A 16,662-nucleotide genomic window follows, 5' to 3' on the forward strand; every position below is an offset into this window, starting at 1 on the left:
TTTACCTTTCCTCGCCAGAAACAGTACCGCTATTTTTGGTATAAGATTTTACAGAAAAGCCCCGATGTGATGAGACGACATACAAAGCTAGCCCTTTTCAGGGCCAAAGCTTTGAGTAGACGAGTCACATGAGGGCTTTTGTTGTCGTATATTATTAAATCCTAATGCGCTTCCAACCAGTTGTTACCCTGACCAATCTCGACTTCGATAGGTACCGTTGTAGGAATCGCAGTTTTCATCCTGTACGCAATAATCTGTTTCATTGCATCAACTTCCGACTTTAATACGTCGAAGACCAACTCATCGTGTACCTGCATGGTCATTTTAGATTGCAGCTTCTGATCCTTCATATCCTTGTGAATATTAATCATCGCTACCTTGATCATGTCCGCAGCAGAACCCTGTATCGGCGCATTGATTGCATTTCGTTCTGCAAAGCCGCGCACTGTCTGATTGGCCGAATTGATATCCCTTAAATACCTTCTTCTACCTAGAATTGTCTCGACAAAGCCGTTTTCACGTGCGGAATTCATCGTGTCTGACATATATTTTTTGATACCCGGATATTGCGCAAAATACTGTTCAATAATTTCAGCAGCTTCTTTACGGGATATACCCAGGTTTTGAGACAATCCAAAGGCCGACTGCCCGTAAATAATACCAAAATTCACTGCTTTTGCGTTTCTCCTTTGCGTACTGTCCACTTCTTCTATTGAAATACCATATACCCTTGCAGCAGTAGCGGTGTGAATATCAATGCCTTTGTTAAAAGCATCCAACATGTTTTCCTCCTTACTGATATCGGCAATGATGCGCAATTCAATCTGAGAATAATCCGCAGAAAGTAACACATGGTTTTCATCTCTTGGGATAAAGGCGCGACGTACTTCGCGACCGCGCGCTGTCCGGATCGGTATATTTTGCAGATTTGGATTATTGGAACTTAGTCTTCCGGTTGCAGCCACAGCCTGATTAAAACTGGTGTGAACACGACCAGTTTTAGGATTAACCAATAAAGGCAAAGCATCTACATAGGTTGATTTGAGCTTCTGCAACTGTCGAAAATCTAGGATGTCCTGTACAATATCACTCTTGTGCGCCAAAGCGAGCAGCACGTCTTCACCAGTCTGGTATTGTCCAGTCTTGGTTTTTTTGGCCTTAGGGTCTAGTTTTAACTTATCAAACAACACCTCCCCCAATTGCTTAGGCGATGCCAGATTAAACTGTACACCACATTTGTCATATACGTTTTGCTCAAACTTCCGGATATCCTGCTCCAGCTCTAACGAGTAGGCATTCAAAGTATCAACATCAATCTTTACCCCCTCTACTTCAATATCCGCCAGCACGTAAATCAATGGATTTTCTACCTCAGCAGCAAGCTTATCGGCATTGAGGGTCTTCAGCATTGGTTCAAATACATTGGCTAGTTGTAGAGTGACATCTGCATCTTCCGCAGCGTAATCCACTACCTTCTCTACCGCAACATCCCGCATGGTACCCTGATTTTTACCTTTTGCCCCAATTAAAGCAGTGATTGAAATCGGAGAATAGTTTAAGTAATTTTCTGAAAGCACATCCATATTGTGACGGGTATCCGGATCAATGAGATAATGTGCCAGCATGGTGTCAAAAAGCTCTCCCTTAACAGAAACACCATACCATTTTAAAATCAACATGTCATATTTAATGTTCTGCCCAATCTTTTTGATGCCTTCATTTTCAAGTACCGGCCTGAATTCTTCTACAATCGCTTGCGCTGCGACGCTGTCTTCCGGTACCGGGATATAATAACCTTCACCAGGCTTAATGCTAAATGACAGACCAACAAGTTCGGCCAGATTGGCATCAGTTCCGGTAGTTTCTGTATCAAACGAAATGCTTTCCTGCTGCATTAAAAGCGCAACCAACGCTTTCCGCGATTCAGGAGCATCAACAAGCTGATAGTTGTGTGGTGTATTTTCAATGGTACTGAGTGGCACAATGGTCTCAGGTACAATTTCTATCGGAGGAGGAGGATGAATTACAACCTGGACAGAACGTACTTCAGTTACGTTTCCAAACAGATCTGTTTGCTGAGAAACCACAACAGAACTACTTCTGATAAAGTCATCCCCAAACACCCTTTTTCCAATTGTTCTAAATTCCAGTTCAGCAAACAGGGGCTCCAGCAATTCACGGCTTGGTTCTTCCAGTTCCAAGGAAATTTCATCAAATTCAACGGGTACATCCAAAATAATGGTGGCCAGCTTTTTAGAAATCATTCCCTGCTCAGCGTATGTTTCTACATTTTCGCGTTGTTTTCCTTTCAGTTCATGCGCATGTGCAATGATATTTTCTACAGATCCATATTGTCTAATCAGTGATTTTGCAGTCTTCTCACCAATTCCAGGAATACCAGGAATATTATCTACGGCATCACCCCATAAACCGAGGATATCAATCACCTGAGTTACATTTTCGATTTCCCACTTCGCCAAAACCTCAGGCACACCCAAAATTTCCATATCATTACCCATTCTGGCGGGCTTATAAATGAAAATGTTGTCTGATACCAATTGAGCAAAATCTTTATCGGGAGTCATACAGAATACCTGAAAGCCTTTTTTCTCCGCTTCTTTGGCTAGCGTGCCAATAATATCATCAGCTTCATAGCCATCTTTAGTGATCACCGGTATCTTAAAGCCTTCAATCAGCTTAAAAATATAGGGAAGGGCTGCAGATAAATCTTCCGGCATAGCCTGTCTGTGTGCCTTATAAGCCTCAAAATCGGTATGTCTTTCTGTTGGTGCTTCCGTATCAAAAACAACCGCGATATGCGTTGGTCTTTCTTTTTTAAGCACCTCCATGAGGGTATTTGCAAATCCCATTACCGCAGAAGTGTTGATGCCTGTAGAGGTGAACCTTGGATTTTTACTGAGCGCAAAATGCGCTCTGTAAATCAGCGCCATACCGTCAAGAAGGAAGAGTTTTTTCATCTTTTTATTTTTGTTTTCAATCGTAATAAAGTGATCATGATGTTTTCATCACAATATTATGTTACCCGATAAAGATACTAATACTCTCCCGATCCCATTAACCAGCAACAAAAAAATATTAAATTGGTATGGAATTTCAGCAGGACTTTCATCTTTATCTAAAACCAACCTCATGAAAAAAACGCTTACCCTATTTATTGCTGTAGCAAGCCTTTGTGCCAAAGCACAGCTACCATCAACAGAATTACTTAAAGCAGCTACTTTTGCCGGACTCACTAATGAAGTTAAAACAGGGTATGGCACCACCGCCGATGATCCGATCCCATCGGGTGCATTTATGAATATCACAGACAAAGGGAATACCCAAATGCTCAAATTAAAAAATAGCTACCGTTGGCCAACAGGCGAAAGTCTTGATTTTTCTAAAAGGTTTAGCACGCGGGGAAAAACAGGAATTGTAGATTGTTATACGTTAGTCAGAACTGGAAGCACGGATACTGTCAGGCTATTTGTAGACCCATATCATGTCGCAACTCAGTATTTTGTACCAGCAGGACTGACCGCAGTTACCAGAGAAAGACTAGCTGTTGAACTTGCGCCCTATGTCAAACAAACCGAAACCTTAATGGCTTCGCCAGATGCAACACTGCTTACAGAGACATATGATCAATTGGCGAGCTATTTGATTACACATTTCGGTACCACACCTTTTCTTGATCCGGAGATGATCAAAGACGTTGCTTTAGATGAAGAAGCAGACAAGAAACTCCGTAACTTTTTAATCGGAAGTTATGTAACCGGAAAGTTCTATGCACAGGCTAAAGACATGGCCGATCCAAAACAGTACGCATTCAATTACATGAAATCCAGTTTCAAAAAGTATGTACCCTTATATCCGGAAACAAAAACAGGGATTTTAAAAACAACCCTACAATAATTGTTCAGTTACCTTTACAACAAACAACAAATAAATTCCGTTATTTGGGTATGATGAAGTTGATTAGACCATTTATTTTAATGCTGTTGCTTATGCTGGTTTTTGTGAAAAGCCAGGCGCAGGATGCCATCACCATTTCACCTGGTAATTTCATTCGCGGAACCATACAAGGAACGGATTACGCTACAGTGGTGATGAAGAACGATGATGAATCTATTACCCAGTATAAAGCGAAAGACATTCAGGAGTTTCTGTGGAACGGAGAAACCTTTGTGAGTAAACCGATTGTGATCAGGAAAAAGATGGAATTCCGCTTTTTTAAAGTTATAGAACTTGGAGCGGTAAATCTTTATACCATTGGAGGTGGAAACACCAATGTTACAGATGCAGCACCAAAGCGTGCGCGCGTCAGCCCATCATTTGGAATTGGTGGCGGCACAGGAGGTTTTGGAGGCATGGGCGGAGGTATAGGCATCACACTGGGTGGTGGCGGCCGGAATAGGCAAGATGCGGCATCTGCACAAGCGGGTCCAGCGACCTATTTTATAGAAAAATTTGGAACCGGCCCAATACAGGAACTTCCGGTTGAACCCGGCAATTCAGCGGGAAAAAACCAGCTGATTAGAAATGTACTATTACAAAAACTGACCAACGATGAAGATTTAGCGGAACGCATCAAAGCAACCGAATCCTTTGATGCCAAATTGGTCAGGGCTTTTGTTGCCGCATACAACGGCATGCATAAATAAATTAACCCTGTTTACAGATGCAATTGTCCAGATGGTCGTTGACCATTCCCGTAGCCTGCATATGTGCATAACAAATGGTGGTTCCGAAAAATTTAAAGCCTCTCTTTTTCATATCCTTGCTGATCGCATCCGAAAGCTCGGTACGGGCCGGCACATCACCCAAGGTTCTGACTTTGTTTACAATCGGCTTTTTATTGGGAGCAAAGCCCCACATATAGTCTGAAAAAGAGCCAAACTCATCCTGGATCGCCATGAAAAGTTTAGCATTGTTGATTGCAGCTTTAACCTTCAGTTTATTTCTGATAATTCCCGGGTCATTCATCAACCGGTCTTCATCAGCCTCAGTAAATGCAGCAACCTTAGCGACATCAAAGCCAGCAAAAGCATTCCGATAGCCATCTCGCCTTTTCAAAATGGTAATCCAGCTTAAACCAGCCTGGGCACCCTCCAGAATCAAAAATTCAAATAAAATCTGATCATCGTAAACTGGCTTACCCCATTCTTCATCGTGGTATTTAACATACAACGGATCTGTACCGCACCATCCACACCTGATTTGTTCTGTCATGTTACAATTCTTTTAATGGATCCCAAAGTAAGGTTTTAAAATCACGCACTTTGTCATTTTTTACTTCGACCCCTTCTTTTTCCAGGAGTTCCTGCATCAACCCCGGTGTTTTGAAATGAAACCTTCCGGTTAACAGCCCGCTGCTATTTACCACCCGATGTGCGGGAACCGGTGGATCGGCTGCACCGGCATGGGCCATAGCATATCCCACCATACGAGCAGAGCCACCAGCACCTAAACTTCTGGCAATTGCACCGTAAGAAGTAACCCGACCTTCGGGGATCAATCGTGCCAATTCAAAAACCTGATCATAAAAAGATTGTTCCATTCGATGAGGAAAAGTTTAGGATTTTACATTATACCAAGGAGAATTGGATATAATTAATGTTTTTGTCATGTTTCAGGTAAATCCGCTCATAATGCGTTTTTATGGACAACACCTCATCATAAAACTCAGATTTATACAACTGGTCAGTATTCTTATAACAAGGTAAACCCAGTTCCTGAACCTTTTCAACAGTATAAAGATACAAACCATCGTTATCTGTTTTCAGGTTTATTTTACCTCCCGGCTTTAAAAAAGTTTTATACTTCTCCAGAAAGCCAGGAAAAGTAAGACGCTTTTTCTCACGGCTCTCCTGAGGCTGAGGGTCAGGAAAAGTGATCCATATTTCATCGATCTCATCTTCTCCGAAATAATCCACAATATCTTCAATCTGTATCCTTAAAAAAGCCAGGTTAGCAATGCCTTCATCCATTCCTGTCCTAGCACCACGCCAAATCCGGTTACCTTTCAGATCAACACCAATAAAGTTCTTCTCCGGAAAAAACTTAGCCAGGTTTACAGAATATTCTCCTTTACCACAAGCCAGTTCCAATACAATCGGATGGTCATTTTTAAAATGCTCAGAAGCCCATTTCCCTTTTAAAGGCTTACCCTCATCCAACTGGTATACATTTGGGAAGGTGTCTATCTCTGCAAACTTTCTTAACTTATCTTTACCCACTACTTAATTTTTTATACAAATTTAGCCAAAAATACAATTAAATCCTTCGAGTCGCTATGCTCGATCTGATTTTGTACTTTTGTAATATTATACAATAAAGATCTTGGAAAAAAACGCAAAAATATACGTAGCTGGTCACCGTGGAATGGTTGGTTCAGCCATTTACCGCAAATTGCTTAACGAAGGTTTTACCAATCTCCTCGTAAAAACTTCTTCAGAACTTGATCTTCGGGATCAAAATGCAGTAACCGATTTTTTTGAAACTGAAAAACCAGAATACGTGTTTTTAGCCGCGGCAAAAGTTGGTGGAATTGTGGCCAACAACACCTACCGTGCCGATTTTCTATATGAAAACCTCTGCATCCAGAATAATGTTATCCATCAATCTTATAAAAACGGGGTAAAAAAACTCATGTTCCTGGGTTCAAGTTGCATCTATCCAAAACTTGCGCCACAACCTTTAAAAGAAGAATACCTGTTAACCGGCCTGCTCGAAGAAACCAATGAACCTTATGCCATTGCTAAAATTGCAGGAATCAAAATGGCCGATGCTTACCGTGCACAGTACAATTGCAATTTCATATCGGTAATGCCAACCAACTTATATGGTTATAACGACAATTACCACCCTCAAAACTCTCACGTATTACCAGCGCTGATCCGCAAGTTTCATGAAGCGAAAGTTAATGGAACTTCAGTAGTAAACATCTGGGGTTCCGGATCTCCCATGCGGGAATTTCTTTTCGCAGATGATCTGGCCGATGCCTGTTATTTCCTGATGCAAAATTACAACGAGCCTGGATTGGTGAACGTAGGAACTGGCGTAGATCTGACCATTAAAGATCTCGCCTTACTCATCAAGAGCATCATTGGTTTTGAAGGAACGCTAACATTCGACAGCAGTAAACCTGATGGCACACCGCGTAAACTGATGGATGTTTCTAAACTACATGCCTTAGGCTGGAAACACCAGATTGAATTGGAAGAAGGCATCAAACTCGCCTACCGCGATTTTTTAAGTAAACACATTTAACCCCATAAAGGAGCTGCTAAAAACAGCTCTTTTTTTACTTACATCATAATCAAAATTGATACCTTTACAAACTAAAGATCAATTTTAATTATGACCCTGGTTCAATTGGAGTATATCGTCGCTGTAGATACCTACCGAAGCTTTGTTGGCGCTGCAGAAAAGTGTTTTGTTACCCAGCCAACTTTAAGTATGCAGGTACAAAAACTAGAAGAAATGCTCAAAGTAAAAATTTTCGACCGCAGCAAACAACCTGTTGTGCCTACCGAAATCGGCTCACAGATCATTGAACAGGCTCGTCTGGTCTTACAGGAAAGTCATAAAATCAAAGAAATCATCAACAGTCAGCAACAAGAAGTAACCGGCGAACTGAAAGTAGGGATCATTCCTACTGTAGCCCCGTATTTACTCCCTAAAGTAATTGCAGCGATGATGGAAAAATATCCTGATTTAAAACTCCTCATTTGGGAATACACTACAGAAGATATCATACACCATTTAAAAACTGGGATCCTCGACTGTGGTATACTGGCTACTCCGCTGGCAGACAACGCCATTGAAGAAACACCGCTGTATTATGAAAACTTTGTAACCTATATCAGTAAGAATAGCAAGCTCTATAAGAAAAAAACCATTGATGCTAACGATTTAGAAGATGAGAACATCTGGTTACTTAATGAAGGGCATTGCATGCGCTCACAGGTCCTGAACATCTGCAGGTCTACTAAAAACAATCGCTTGCAAGGCTTAACCTATAATACCGGAAGTGTAGAAACTCTGATCCGGATGGTGGACATCAATAATGGCGCTACCTTACTTCCCGAACTGGCGTTGGAAGAACTCAGCAGTAAGCAGCTCAGTAAAGTAAGATATTTTAAGTCGCCGGAACCTGTTCGTGAAATCAGCCTGGTTACCCATAAAAACTTCATCAAAAGAAGAATGCTAAATGCCTTAAAAGAAGAAATTCTGGAGGTGGTGCCAAAAACGATGAAGCAGAAAAAGAAAAAGGATGTCATAGGAATATAAATGCGATCCCCATGTCTAACAAATCTAAACCAATCGGCCTGTCCTGCTGGAAATCTATTATAGTTCTGTTTTGCCTGCTGAACACATTGGCTTCAAAAGCACAGGAGCGGGTTTTACTACAGGACGGGATCAGCAAACATATCTTCATTTATAAGGAAATAGAATCTTTTGTAGACACCACCAACAAGCTTACCATCAAAGATGTGATCAAGCCTGCATTTTCTGACAAATTTAAACCCAGTAAAACCTTTACGCCTACCAACTATCAATATCTGCACAATGGCTGGTATAGAATTAAAATAAACCATAGCCAGGCCGTAAAAAATAGCTGGATCCTAGAATTTTTTGACCAGACCATAGAGGAAATACATTTTTACACCCCCGATCATCAGGGAGCATACTCGCAACAGAGCTTTGGTGCGGCTAGACCATTTGACCAAAGATTTTATTTCCATAAAAACTTTGCATTGAACTTGGATACCGCATTTAAAGGCGACCGTATTTATTACTTTTCAGTCAAATCAAGTCACCCGTCCAATGTGATGGTTGTCCTTAAACCTGTAGTATCCTATTTTAAATATGCGTTAAAGGAATATTACCTATTTGGAATATACTACGGCATGATCCTGATCTTTAGTCTGTACAATTTCATGATGTTTCTTGCGGTTAAACAAAAGCAATATATCTATTACATCATCTACAATTTAAGCATAGGGATGTTTGAAATGAGTTCTAACGGAATTGCCTATCAATACCTATGGCCCGATTCTCCGGAATGGAATGGAATTGCCTTTGGGGTGATGCTTTACCTGGCCAGCATTTCTTCCATGCTGTTTACCCGTGAGTTTTTATACACCAAGACAAAAGCCCCAACTCTAAATAAACTGATCCTTGTAGCAATTGGTATCAGGACACTGTTTTTTGGGGCATGTTTATTCATAGACGAACAGTTATTTAACTACAAATATATTGAGATTATTCCGCTCGTCATCTGCTATTTTACCGGTTGGTACGTATATAAAAAAGGTTACCGCCCGGCAAGGTTTTTCGTTGCTGGTTACACATTCCTGGTTTTGGGCGTACTGATTAGGGTCGTAAAAACAGTTTACCCCTATAATCTTCCTTTTGGACCAGCAAACTTTTATAGCCTTAGTTTTTGCTTTATCATGGAAATGCTATTTGTTTCGTTCGCCATTAGTGACAAGGTGCGTCTGCTAAAAAAGAAAAAGGACAAAGCCCAATCGCGTATGTTCCAGGAAATAAAGCTAAATCAGCTCTTAAAGGACAATCAGAATAAAGAGCTGGAAAAACAGGTATTGCTAAGAACCAAAGAGGTGATCGCGCAATCCGAGATCATTAAATCTCAAAACGAAGAGTTACTTAATATGAATGAGTTACTCAATCTTAAAGCAGAAGAGATCAATAAAATAAATGAATTTCTAAAAAGAGATAACATCGAGCTGCAAACAGACATTGAAAAAGTAAGCCAAGCTAGGGTAATGTCTAAAGAAGTTGATTTCACCGAGTTTAGTAAAATATATCCAGATAACAACGCCTGTTTTAAATTCCTTGCAGAACTGAAGTGGAATGATCAATATCAATGTCGAAAATGCGGTAATGTGCATTATTTTGAAGGCATTTCGCCTCATAGCAGAAGATGCTCTAAATGTGGCTATGATGAATCTGTAACAACGAATACGATCTTCCACAACAGCAAAATCCCCATCAATAAAGCATTCTATATCATCTTCTTAATGTATTCCAGCAATGGAAAAATCTCTTCTTACAAACTATCCGAAATTCTTTCCATGCGCCAAGGAACCTGCTGGGCCTATAGCAACAAAGTCAAAAAAATAATGGACGAGCGGAAGAAAGAGCTGAAAAATGCCGGAGAAAAGGGATGGAGCAAGCTCGTTCTGTTGTAAGTCCTATTTTTTTTAAAATTTATTGATGTGTATTAAAGTCAAATGTTACGATTTGGCAAAAGGGCGTTTTGCGCCTGTATATCAGCCTAAAAGCGCAACTGTCTTAATGCCACCAAAGCGTCTTAAACAACCTGCAACTATCTATAAATTAGAATGTTGCAGCAAAATAAACTTGTTTTATTAGCGCACAGTATCATACATTTGTACAAATAACCAAATACAAACCACCACATTATCATTTCATGAAACGGAAATCCTCATCAGCATTAGTCTTTGGCCTGCTTCTATTTTTCACCATTTCCAAAGTACAAGCCCAAAACGATTTGATTACCAACACAGCCGCACGTCAGTCTTTGAGTTTAAATGGAAAATGGGAATACATTATTGATCCATACGAAACCGGTTTCTATGACTACCGGTTTAAGGAACGGGCGGCGGGCGACCGGGAAGCCTACTGGAATTCGGACGTACCGGATAACAAACTAGATCGTAAGGAGCACGGCTACATTTCAAAGTATAGCATCAATGTTCCTGGCGACTGGAATTCGCAGGATCCCAAGTTTAAATATTATGAAGGAACTGTTTGGTATAAAAAATCTTTTGATTTTAAAAAGAAAAACCCATCAGATAAGCTGTTCCTCTATTTTGGAGCAGTAAACTACAGAACCGATGTATATTTGAATGGAAAGAAACTGGGTAGCCATAAAGGCGGTTTTACCCCATTTAATTTTGAAATTCCGGATTCTGCTTTAAAGGACGAAGCAAACTTCTTAATCGTCAAGGTCGACAATAAGCGCTATGCTGATGAAATACCAACGCTAAATACAGATTGGTGGAATTACGGTGGTATCACACGTGATGTACTCCTCATCAGCCTTCCAAAAGCATATATCAAGGATTATGTGATCCAACTCAACCCAAAAAATCCTGCAGGCAATGAGGTTTTAGGGAATGTGAAATTTGATGGCCCGGTAGCAGACAAAATGGTAAGTATAGAAATTCCGGAACTTAAGCTCAAAAAGCAATTTAAAGTCATCGGGAATGAAGCTAAAATCAATTTTACCCTTCCCAAATTCCAGCGCTGGTCGCCAGAAATGCCAAAACTATATGAAGTTATAGTTTCTTGCCAAACTGATCAGGTAAAAGAAAAAATCGGTTTCCGCAGTATCAAAACCGAGGGGATTCAATTGATCTTAAATGATAAACCTATCTTTCTAAGAGGCATCAGTATTCATAGTGAAATCCCTCAGGAATCCAGAAGGGCCTATAGCCAGAAAGACGCGGAGCAATTGCTCGGCTGGGCTAAAGAATTAGGTTGTAACATGGTTCGCCTGGCACATTATCCCCATGATGAAAAAATGACCAGATTAGCAGATTCCCTAGGTTTAATGGTATGGTCAGAGATTCCTGTATACTGGACCATAAACTTTAGCAGTCAGAAAGTGTTGCAAAAAGCAAAGAAACAACTGGATGAAATGATCACCAGAGACCATAACCGGGCCAGCGTTATCATCTGGTCGGTAGGAAATGAAACACCGGTTAGTGAAACCAGGACAAACTTCATGAAATCCTTATTAGCAACAGCCAAAAAGGATGATCCAACCCGCCTTGTAGCGGCTGCCCTGGAAGTGAATTACCATTCCGCTGAAAACCTGAGAACAATTGATGATCCGCTTGGAGAATTTGTTGACATTGTGGCTTTTAACCAATACCTGGGCTGGTATGGCGGCACACCCGAAAGCTGCAGGGAAGCAAATTGGGCAACAAAATACAAGAAACCCTTATTTATTAGCGAAACGGGCGCTGAAGCTCTGGGCGGTTACCATGGTGATCGTACAACCTTGTGGACCGAAGAGTTTCAAGAGTGGTTTTATCAGGAGCAGATCGCTATGCTGAAGCGTATGCCTGCCAATTTTGTGGGTATCTCGCCCTGGATCCTGGCCGACTTCCGTTCACCGAGAAGAAACAATCCAACCTATCAGGACGGCTGGAACAACAAAGGCTTCATCGACCAAAATGGCAGGAAAAAGAAATCCTTTTTCATCTTAAAAGAGTATTACAAAGAAATCCAGCAAACACAAAAATAAATATGAACAGATTAATCATACCATTTCTACTACTACTCCTACTGACCAGCTTTAACCAAAAAACACTTGCCCAAAGCAAGGGCTTTTTCAAGACCAACAAGGAAGAAATTATTGGTCCGGACGGCAAACCATTCCTCATCAAAGGAACCAATCTGGGCAACTGGTTGGTTCCCGAAGGTTATATGTTTAAATTTAAAAACACAAACTCCCCGGCAAAAATCCATGAAACAATTGCTCAGCTCATCGGTCCAGAACCAGCTAAAGAATTCTGGAAAAAATATTTGAACAATTACGTTACTGAAGCAGATATCCGGTACCTAAAAAAAATCGGTGTGAATTCCATCAGAGTGCCCTTCAATTACCGTCTTTTCAGCAATGAAGAATACCTGGGAGAAAACAATGCTACCAGGGGTATGGAATTACTTGACAGGGTCATTAAATGGTGTAAAAACGAAGGTTTATTTGTCATCCTTGATATGCATTGTGCACCAGGTGGTCAAACAGGGGATAACATAGACGATAGCTACGGATACCCGTTCCTTTTTGAAAACCAGGCAAATCAGCAACTCACCATTGACATCTGGAAGAAAATCGCTACACGTTATAAAAATGAACAGACCGTAATGGGTTATGACCTATTAAATGAGCCGATCGCCCATTATTTCAATGCTGACTCTTTAGATCACCTGCTGCTCCCACTATACAAGAAAATCGTGAAAGAAATCAGAAGCATCGATAAAAATCACATCATCTTCCTGGGCGGTGCACAATGGAATACGAACTTCAAAGTATTCAACGATTTTTTTGATTCCAATATCGTTTACACTTTTCACAAATATGGCGATCAACCTTCATTGGGCAGCATCAAAAGATTCATTGAATTTAGAGCGAAGCAAAAAGTGCCGATATATATAGGCGAAACTGGCGAAAATACAGACGAGTGGATAAAAGAGTTCAGAACAGTACTTGAAAACAACAACATCGGCTGGCACTTTTGGCCCTATAAAAAAATGGACAGTCCGAAAAATATCGCCTCGATTGTTCCGCCTCAAAATTACAACCTGCTGATTGATTACGCAGAAGCGCCAAAAAACAGTTACAAAGAAATTCGCGAAATCAAAGTTGACCGGATCAAAATCAAGCAAGTACTCAGCGACTTCCTGGAAGCCTGTAAGTTTGAGCGATGCCAATTTAACAAAGGCTACATCACAGCACTTGGGCTTCATGCCGGCTAACTGCCTTTTACTTACGTAACAAATAACCAAATATAAACTACTAAACAAACTTGTATGAAGAGAATTAGACTAATGCAATTATGCAGTCTCTTGATGATCTTTTATTTGTGCCTATCAACTGCGCTGGTGTCCGCGCAGGAGAACCGTACCATTAAAGGTGTTGTAAAAGGTTCAGATGACAATCTGCCACTACCTGGTGTTGCCGTGTCTGCTGTCGGAGTTCCGGGTAATGGCACTACTACAGATCAAAACGGGCAATTCCAAATCACGGTTAGCAAATCCGTAAGTGCTTTGCTTTTCAGAAGTATCGGAATGAATTCCAAAGAAGTATCGATACAAAATAACCAAACACTCGAGGTAAGCCTTAGCCCAGCTACACAATCCTTAAATGACGTAGTTGTTGTTGGATATGGCACTCAGAAAAAAAGTCTAGTAACCGGAGCAATAAGCTCAATCAGTACAAAAGATCTGGAAGTTGCTGGCTTAATGCGTGCAGATCAGGCGCTGCAGGGGAAAGCCGCAGGTGTAAGTGTAATGATGAATAGTGGGCAGCCAGGCGCGGGCGTCAGTATCCGGATCAGGGGGATTGGCACCAACGGTTCAAATGATCCGCTTTACATCGTAGACGGTTATCCTGCCGGGGACCTGGAGTCAATCAACCCCAAAGATATAGAAACCATGGAAGTGCTTAAAGATGCCGCTTCAGCTGCAATCTATGGCGCAAGAGGCGCAAACGGAGTGGTGATCGTGACTACAAAAAGAGGTAAAAACGGGCAGTACAAAGTAAATTACGACTACTATTATGGAATCCAGAACGTAAGAAAGTATATCGATGTGCTTGATGCCACACAATATGCCAGAATTCAAAATGAAGCTTATTTCAACTCCAACTTACCGCTGCCGTTCTCCATTGATGAAATTTCAAAAATGGGCGCTGGTACCAATTGGCAAGATGAAGTAAGTTATCACAATGCACCTATACAAAGTCATCAGGCAAGCTTATCCGGAGGTTCTGATCGTTCTACATTCAACACTTCATTTTCTTATTTCAGTCAGGATGGAACATTGGCTAAAGGAAAATCAAAATTTGACCGCTATACAGGTCGCGTCAATACCGAACAAAAATACCTGGATGGCATGCTGACAACCGGGGTAAACCTCAGTTTTACCAATGTAAAAAGAGCATCAATCACCTCAAACTCGGGAAATGCAGGCCCGATCTTAAGTGCAATCAACATGGATCCAGTTACCCCGGTTATGAAAGATGATGGCACATTCGCCATTTCCAGATATGTATCTCAGGAGATCGTAAACCCTGTTGCCAGAATATATTACTCAAACGGAACGTCAGGGTACACCCGTTTAATCGGAAATGCCTTTGGAGAACTCAGTATCCTAAAAAACTTAAAACTTCGGAGCACCTTAGGTTACACTTTCCAATACGATCAGGGAGACAACTACATTCCCATATATTACCTCAATTCAACCAATTTTACACTGGCATCTGGAACCAGCAAAACTTCGGCTGAAAATAAATACCTGAATTTTGAGAATACCCTTACGTATAACGAAACCATTCAAAAAAACAGTTTCTCACTCCTTATTGGAAACACCATTAACAAAGGCCAGGGAAGTAATATTTCAGCCTCAAAAAACGGTCTTTTATACGATGATCCCGCTTATGCTTATCTTGACCTCGCCAAAGACAACTTAAGTGCCTCAGCTTCAGGTGGAGCATTTCATAGTGCCTTCCTCTCGTATTTTGGCAGATTAAACTATGATTACGATGGCAGGTTTATGGCCACAGCAACATTTAGAGCAGATGGCTCGTTCAGGTTTGGACCAAATAATAAATTTGGTTACTTCCCATCCATCTCAGCCGGATGGAACATTTCCAAAGAACATTTTATGGAAAATCAACAGTGGATAAACAACTTAAAATTAAGAGCCAGTTGGGGTCAGACGGGAAATGACAGGATAGATGATTATAAATTTGTATCTACCATCAGTACCTATGCGCGCAATTACTACTGGGGGCCCAACACCCAAATGATTGGCGCCTCGCCAAACGGTGTTTCCAATAACGATTTGAAGTGGGAAACATCAGAACAAACAAACATTGGTTTTGATGCTGATTTTTTAAGCGATTTCAATGCAACATTCGATTGGTACTCAAAGAAAACCAAGGATTTGTTACTCACCATTCCCATCCCATTATATGTGGGTAATGGTGCGCCGACAGGCAACGCGGGAAATGTAGTCAATAAGGGTGTTGAACTGACATTGGGCTATAAAAAAGATTTTGGCAAACTCAATGTAAGCCTGAATGTAAATGGCGCCTACAACTACAACAAGGTAACTTTTGTAGGCAATGCAACTGGTTTTATTCCTGGTAGTGATGCCAGTAATCAAATGCAAGGAGTAACACGTATGGAGGCTGGATATCCGATCGGGTACTTCTGGTTATATACTATGGATGGTATTTTCCAGAATCAATCGGAAGTCAGTCAGCATGTAGGACCAAATGGAAATAAAATACAACCCAATGCAGTTCCCGGAGACATTCGCTACAAAGACCTGAACGGTGATGGCATCATTGACAACAGAGACCGCTCTAATGTGGGCAGTCCGCATCCAAAATACAATTATGGATTTAACCTCAGTATGCGCTATGCCAATTTCGACCTGAATGTTTTCTTCAATGGCTTAGCCGGAAACAAAATCTTCAATAGTTTACACCGATGGGATCTGCCTACGGCCAATTATCCTGTTGCCGTTTTAAACAGATGGCACGGTGAGGGGACATCAAATACCTTCCCAAGAGTATCCGCAGGAGATGCCAATGGCAATTTCACCAACCCATCTGACTTTTTCCTTGAAGATGGAAGCTACCTGCGTTTAAAAAACCTCTCTTTGGGTTATACCATCAAGGGCTTATCTAAATACAAAATCAATAATCTCCGTTTATATGCCACAGGCACAAATTTATTTGTCCTTACCAAATACACCGGTTTTGACCCCGAAGTTTCCGGATCAGCTTTAGGCTTAGGTATAGACCGCGGGGTTTATCCACAGCCAAGAACATTCATTTTCGGCGCAAGCATTGGATTTTAACAATAA

The 16,662-nt window shown here is 41.0% G+C and carries 12 protein-coding genes; 8 read left to right on the forward strand and 4 right to left on the reverse strand.

What is annotated here, in order from left to right; genetic code table 11:
* Positions 1–161 precede the first annotated feature (161 nt).
* Positions 162–2,978 carry a DNA polymerase I gene (gene polA / locus IM797_RS14810; RefSeq protein WP_194127916.1) on the reverse strand — a complete coding sequence of 939 codons (2,817 nt, stop codon included), beginning with the start codon at positions 2,976–2,978 and terminating at the stop codon, positions 162–164.
* A 172-nt stretch (positions 2,979–3,150) separates the two neighbouring features.
* Here polA and IM797_RS14815 point away from each other — a divergent pair, with 172 nt between their 5' ends.
* A complete protein-coding gene (locus IM797_RS14815; protein ID WP_194127917.1) occupies positions 3,151–3,915 on the forward strand; it encodes a hypothetical protein in 765 nt (254 codons plus the stop codon).
* Positions 3,916–3,965: 50 nt separating this feature from the next.
* Positions 3,966–4,664, forward strand: coding sequence for a hypothetical protein (locus IM797_RS14820; protein WP_228098871.1), 699 nt, complete (start codon positions 3,966–3,968; stop codon positions 4,662–4,664).
* Position 4,665: 1 nt separating this feature from the next.
* On the opposite strand, the gene IM797_RS14825 is transcribed toward IM797_RS14820, so the two are convergent.
* Genes IM797_RS14825 through trmB form a run of 3 tightly spaced genes read right to left on the reverse strand, consistent with a single transcriptional unit; the run spans position 4,666 to position 6,239 of the window.
* Positions 4,666–5,232, reverse strand: coding sequence for a DNA-3-methyladenine glycosylase I (locus IM797_RS14825; protein WP_194127918.1), 567 nt, complete (start codon positions 5,230–5,232; stop codon positions 4,666–4,668).
* A 1-nt stretch (position 5,233) separates the two neighbouring features.
* On the reverse strand, positions 5,234–5,560 hold the full coding sequence (locus tag IM797_RS14830; protein WP_194127919.1) for an MGMT family protein: 327 nt from the start codon (positions 5,558–5,560) through the stop codon (positions 5,234–5,236).
* Between the two features lie 28 nt (positions 5,561–5,588).
* On the reverse strand, positions 5,589–6,239 hold the full coding sequence (trmB, locus tag IM797_RS14835) for a tRNA (guanosine(46)-N7)-methyltransferase TrmB (RefSeq protein ID WP_194127920.1): 651 nt from the start codon (positions 6,237–6,239) through the stop codon (positions 5,589–5,591).
* A 103-nt stretch (positions 6,240–6,342) separates the two neighbouring features.
* On the opposite strand from trmB, the gene IM797_RS14840 reads away from it, so the two are divergent.
* The 6 genes from IM797_RS14840 (at position 6,343) to IM797_RS14865 (ending at position 16,656) form a co-directional block, all read left to right on the forward strand.
* Positions 6,343–7,272, forward strand: coding sequence for a GDP-L-fucose synthase (locus IM797_RS14840; RefSeq protein ID WP_194127921.1), 930 nt, complete (start codon positions 6,343–6,345; stop codon positions 7,270–7,272).
* Between the two features lie 90 nt (positions 7,273–7,362).
* A complete protein-coding gene (locus tag IM797_RS14845) occupies positions 7,363–8,295 on the forward strand; it encodes a hydrogen peroxide-inducible genes activator (protein WP_194127922.1) in 933 nt (310 codons plus the stop codon).
* Between the two features lie 11 nt (positions 8,296–8,306).
* Positions 8,307–10,220: a 7TM diverse intracellular signaling domain-containing protein gene (locus IM797_RS14850; RefSeq protein WP_194127923.1), complete on the forward strand. Its 1,914-nt coding sequence runs from the start codon at positions 8,307–8,309 to the stop codon at positions 10,218–10,220.
* Between the two features lie 242 nt (positions 10,221–10,462).
* Positions 10,463–12,307 (forward strand): glycoside hydrolase family 2 protein, encoded by a 1,845-nt coding sequence (locus IM797_RS14855; protein WP_194127924.1) that lies wholly within the window; start codon positions 10,463–10,465, stop codon positions 12,305–12,307.
* 2 nt (positions 12,308–12,309) lie between these two features.
* Positions 12,310–13,542, forward strand: a complete 1,233-nt coding sequence (locus tag IM797_RS14860) for a glycoside hydrolase family 5 protein (protein WP_194127925.1) — start codon at positions 12,310–12,312, stop codon at positions 13,540–13,542.
* 54 nt (positions 13,543–13,596) lie between these two features.
* Positions 13,597–16,656, forward strand: coding sequence for a TonB-dependent receptor (locus IM797_RS14865; RefSeq protein WP_194127926.1), 3,060 nt, complete (start codon positions 13,597–13,599; stop codon positions 16,654–16,656).
* Positions 16,657–16,662 lie beyond the last annotated feature (6 nt).

This window comes from Pedobacter sp. MC2016-24 (assembly GCF_015223055.1).
In the GTDB taxonomy this organism is placed as follows: Bacteria; Bacteroidota; Bacteroidia; order Sphingobacteriales; family Sphingobacteriaceae; genus Pedobacter.

What these genes read in the sequence shown, in the direction of transcription:
- polA (WP_194127916.1), bottom strand. Translation starts at nt 2,978, where the DNA reads ATGAAAAAACTCTTCCTTCTTGACGGTATGGCGCTGATTTACAGAGCG.
- IM797_RS14815 (WP_194127917.1), top strand. Translation starts at nt 3,151, where the DNA reads ATGAAAAAAACGCTTACCCTATTTATTGCTGTAGCAAGCCTTTGTGCC.
- IM797_RS14820 (WP_228098871.1), top strand. Translation starts at nt 3,966, where the DNA reads ATGATGAAGTTGATTAGACCATTTATTTTAATGCTGTTGCTTATGCTG.
- IM797_RS14825 (WP_194127918.1), bottom strand. Translation starts at nt 5,232, where the DNA reads ATGACAGAACAAATCAGGTGTGGATGGTGCGGTACAGATCCGTTGTAT.
- IM797_RS14830 (WP_194127919.1), bottom strand. Translation starts at nt 5,560, where the DNA reads ATGGAACAATCTTTTTATGATCAGGTTTTTGAATTGGCACGATTGATC.
- IM797_RS14845 (WP_194127922.1), top strand. Translation starts at nt 7,363, where the DNA reads ATGACCCTGGTTCAATTGGAGTATATCGTCGCTGTAGATACCTACCGA.
- IM797_RS14850 (WP_194127923.1), top strand. Translation starts at nt 8,307, where the DNA reads ATGTCTAACAAATCTAAACCAATCGGCCTGTCCTGCTGGAAATCTATT.
- IM797_RS14855 (WP_194127924.1), top strand. Translation starts at nt 10,463, where the DNA reads ATGAAACGGAAATCCTCATCAGCATTAGTCTTTGGCCTGCTTCTATTT.
- IM797_RS14860 (WP_194127925.1), top strand. Translation starts at nt 12,310, where the DNA reads ATGAACAGATTAATCATACCATTTCTACTACTACTCCTACTGACCAGC.
- IM797_RS14865 (WP_194127926.1), top strand. Translation starts at nt 13,597, where the DNA reads ATGAAGAGAATTAGACTAATGCAATTATGCAGTCTCTTGATGATCTTT.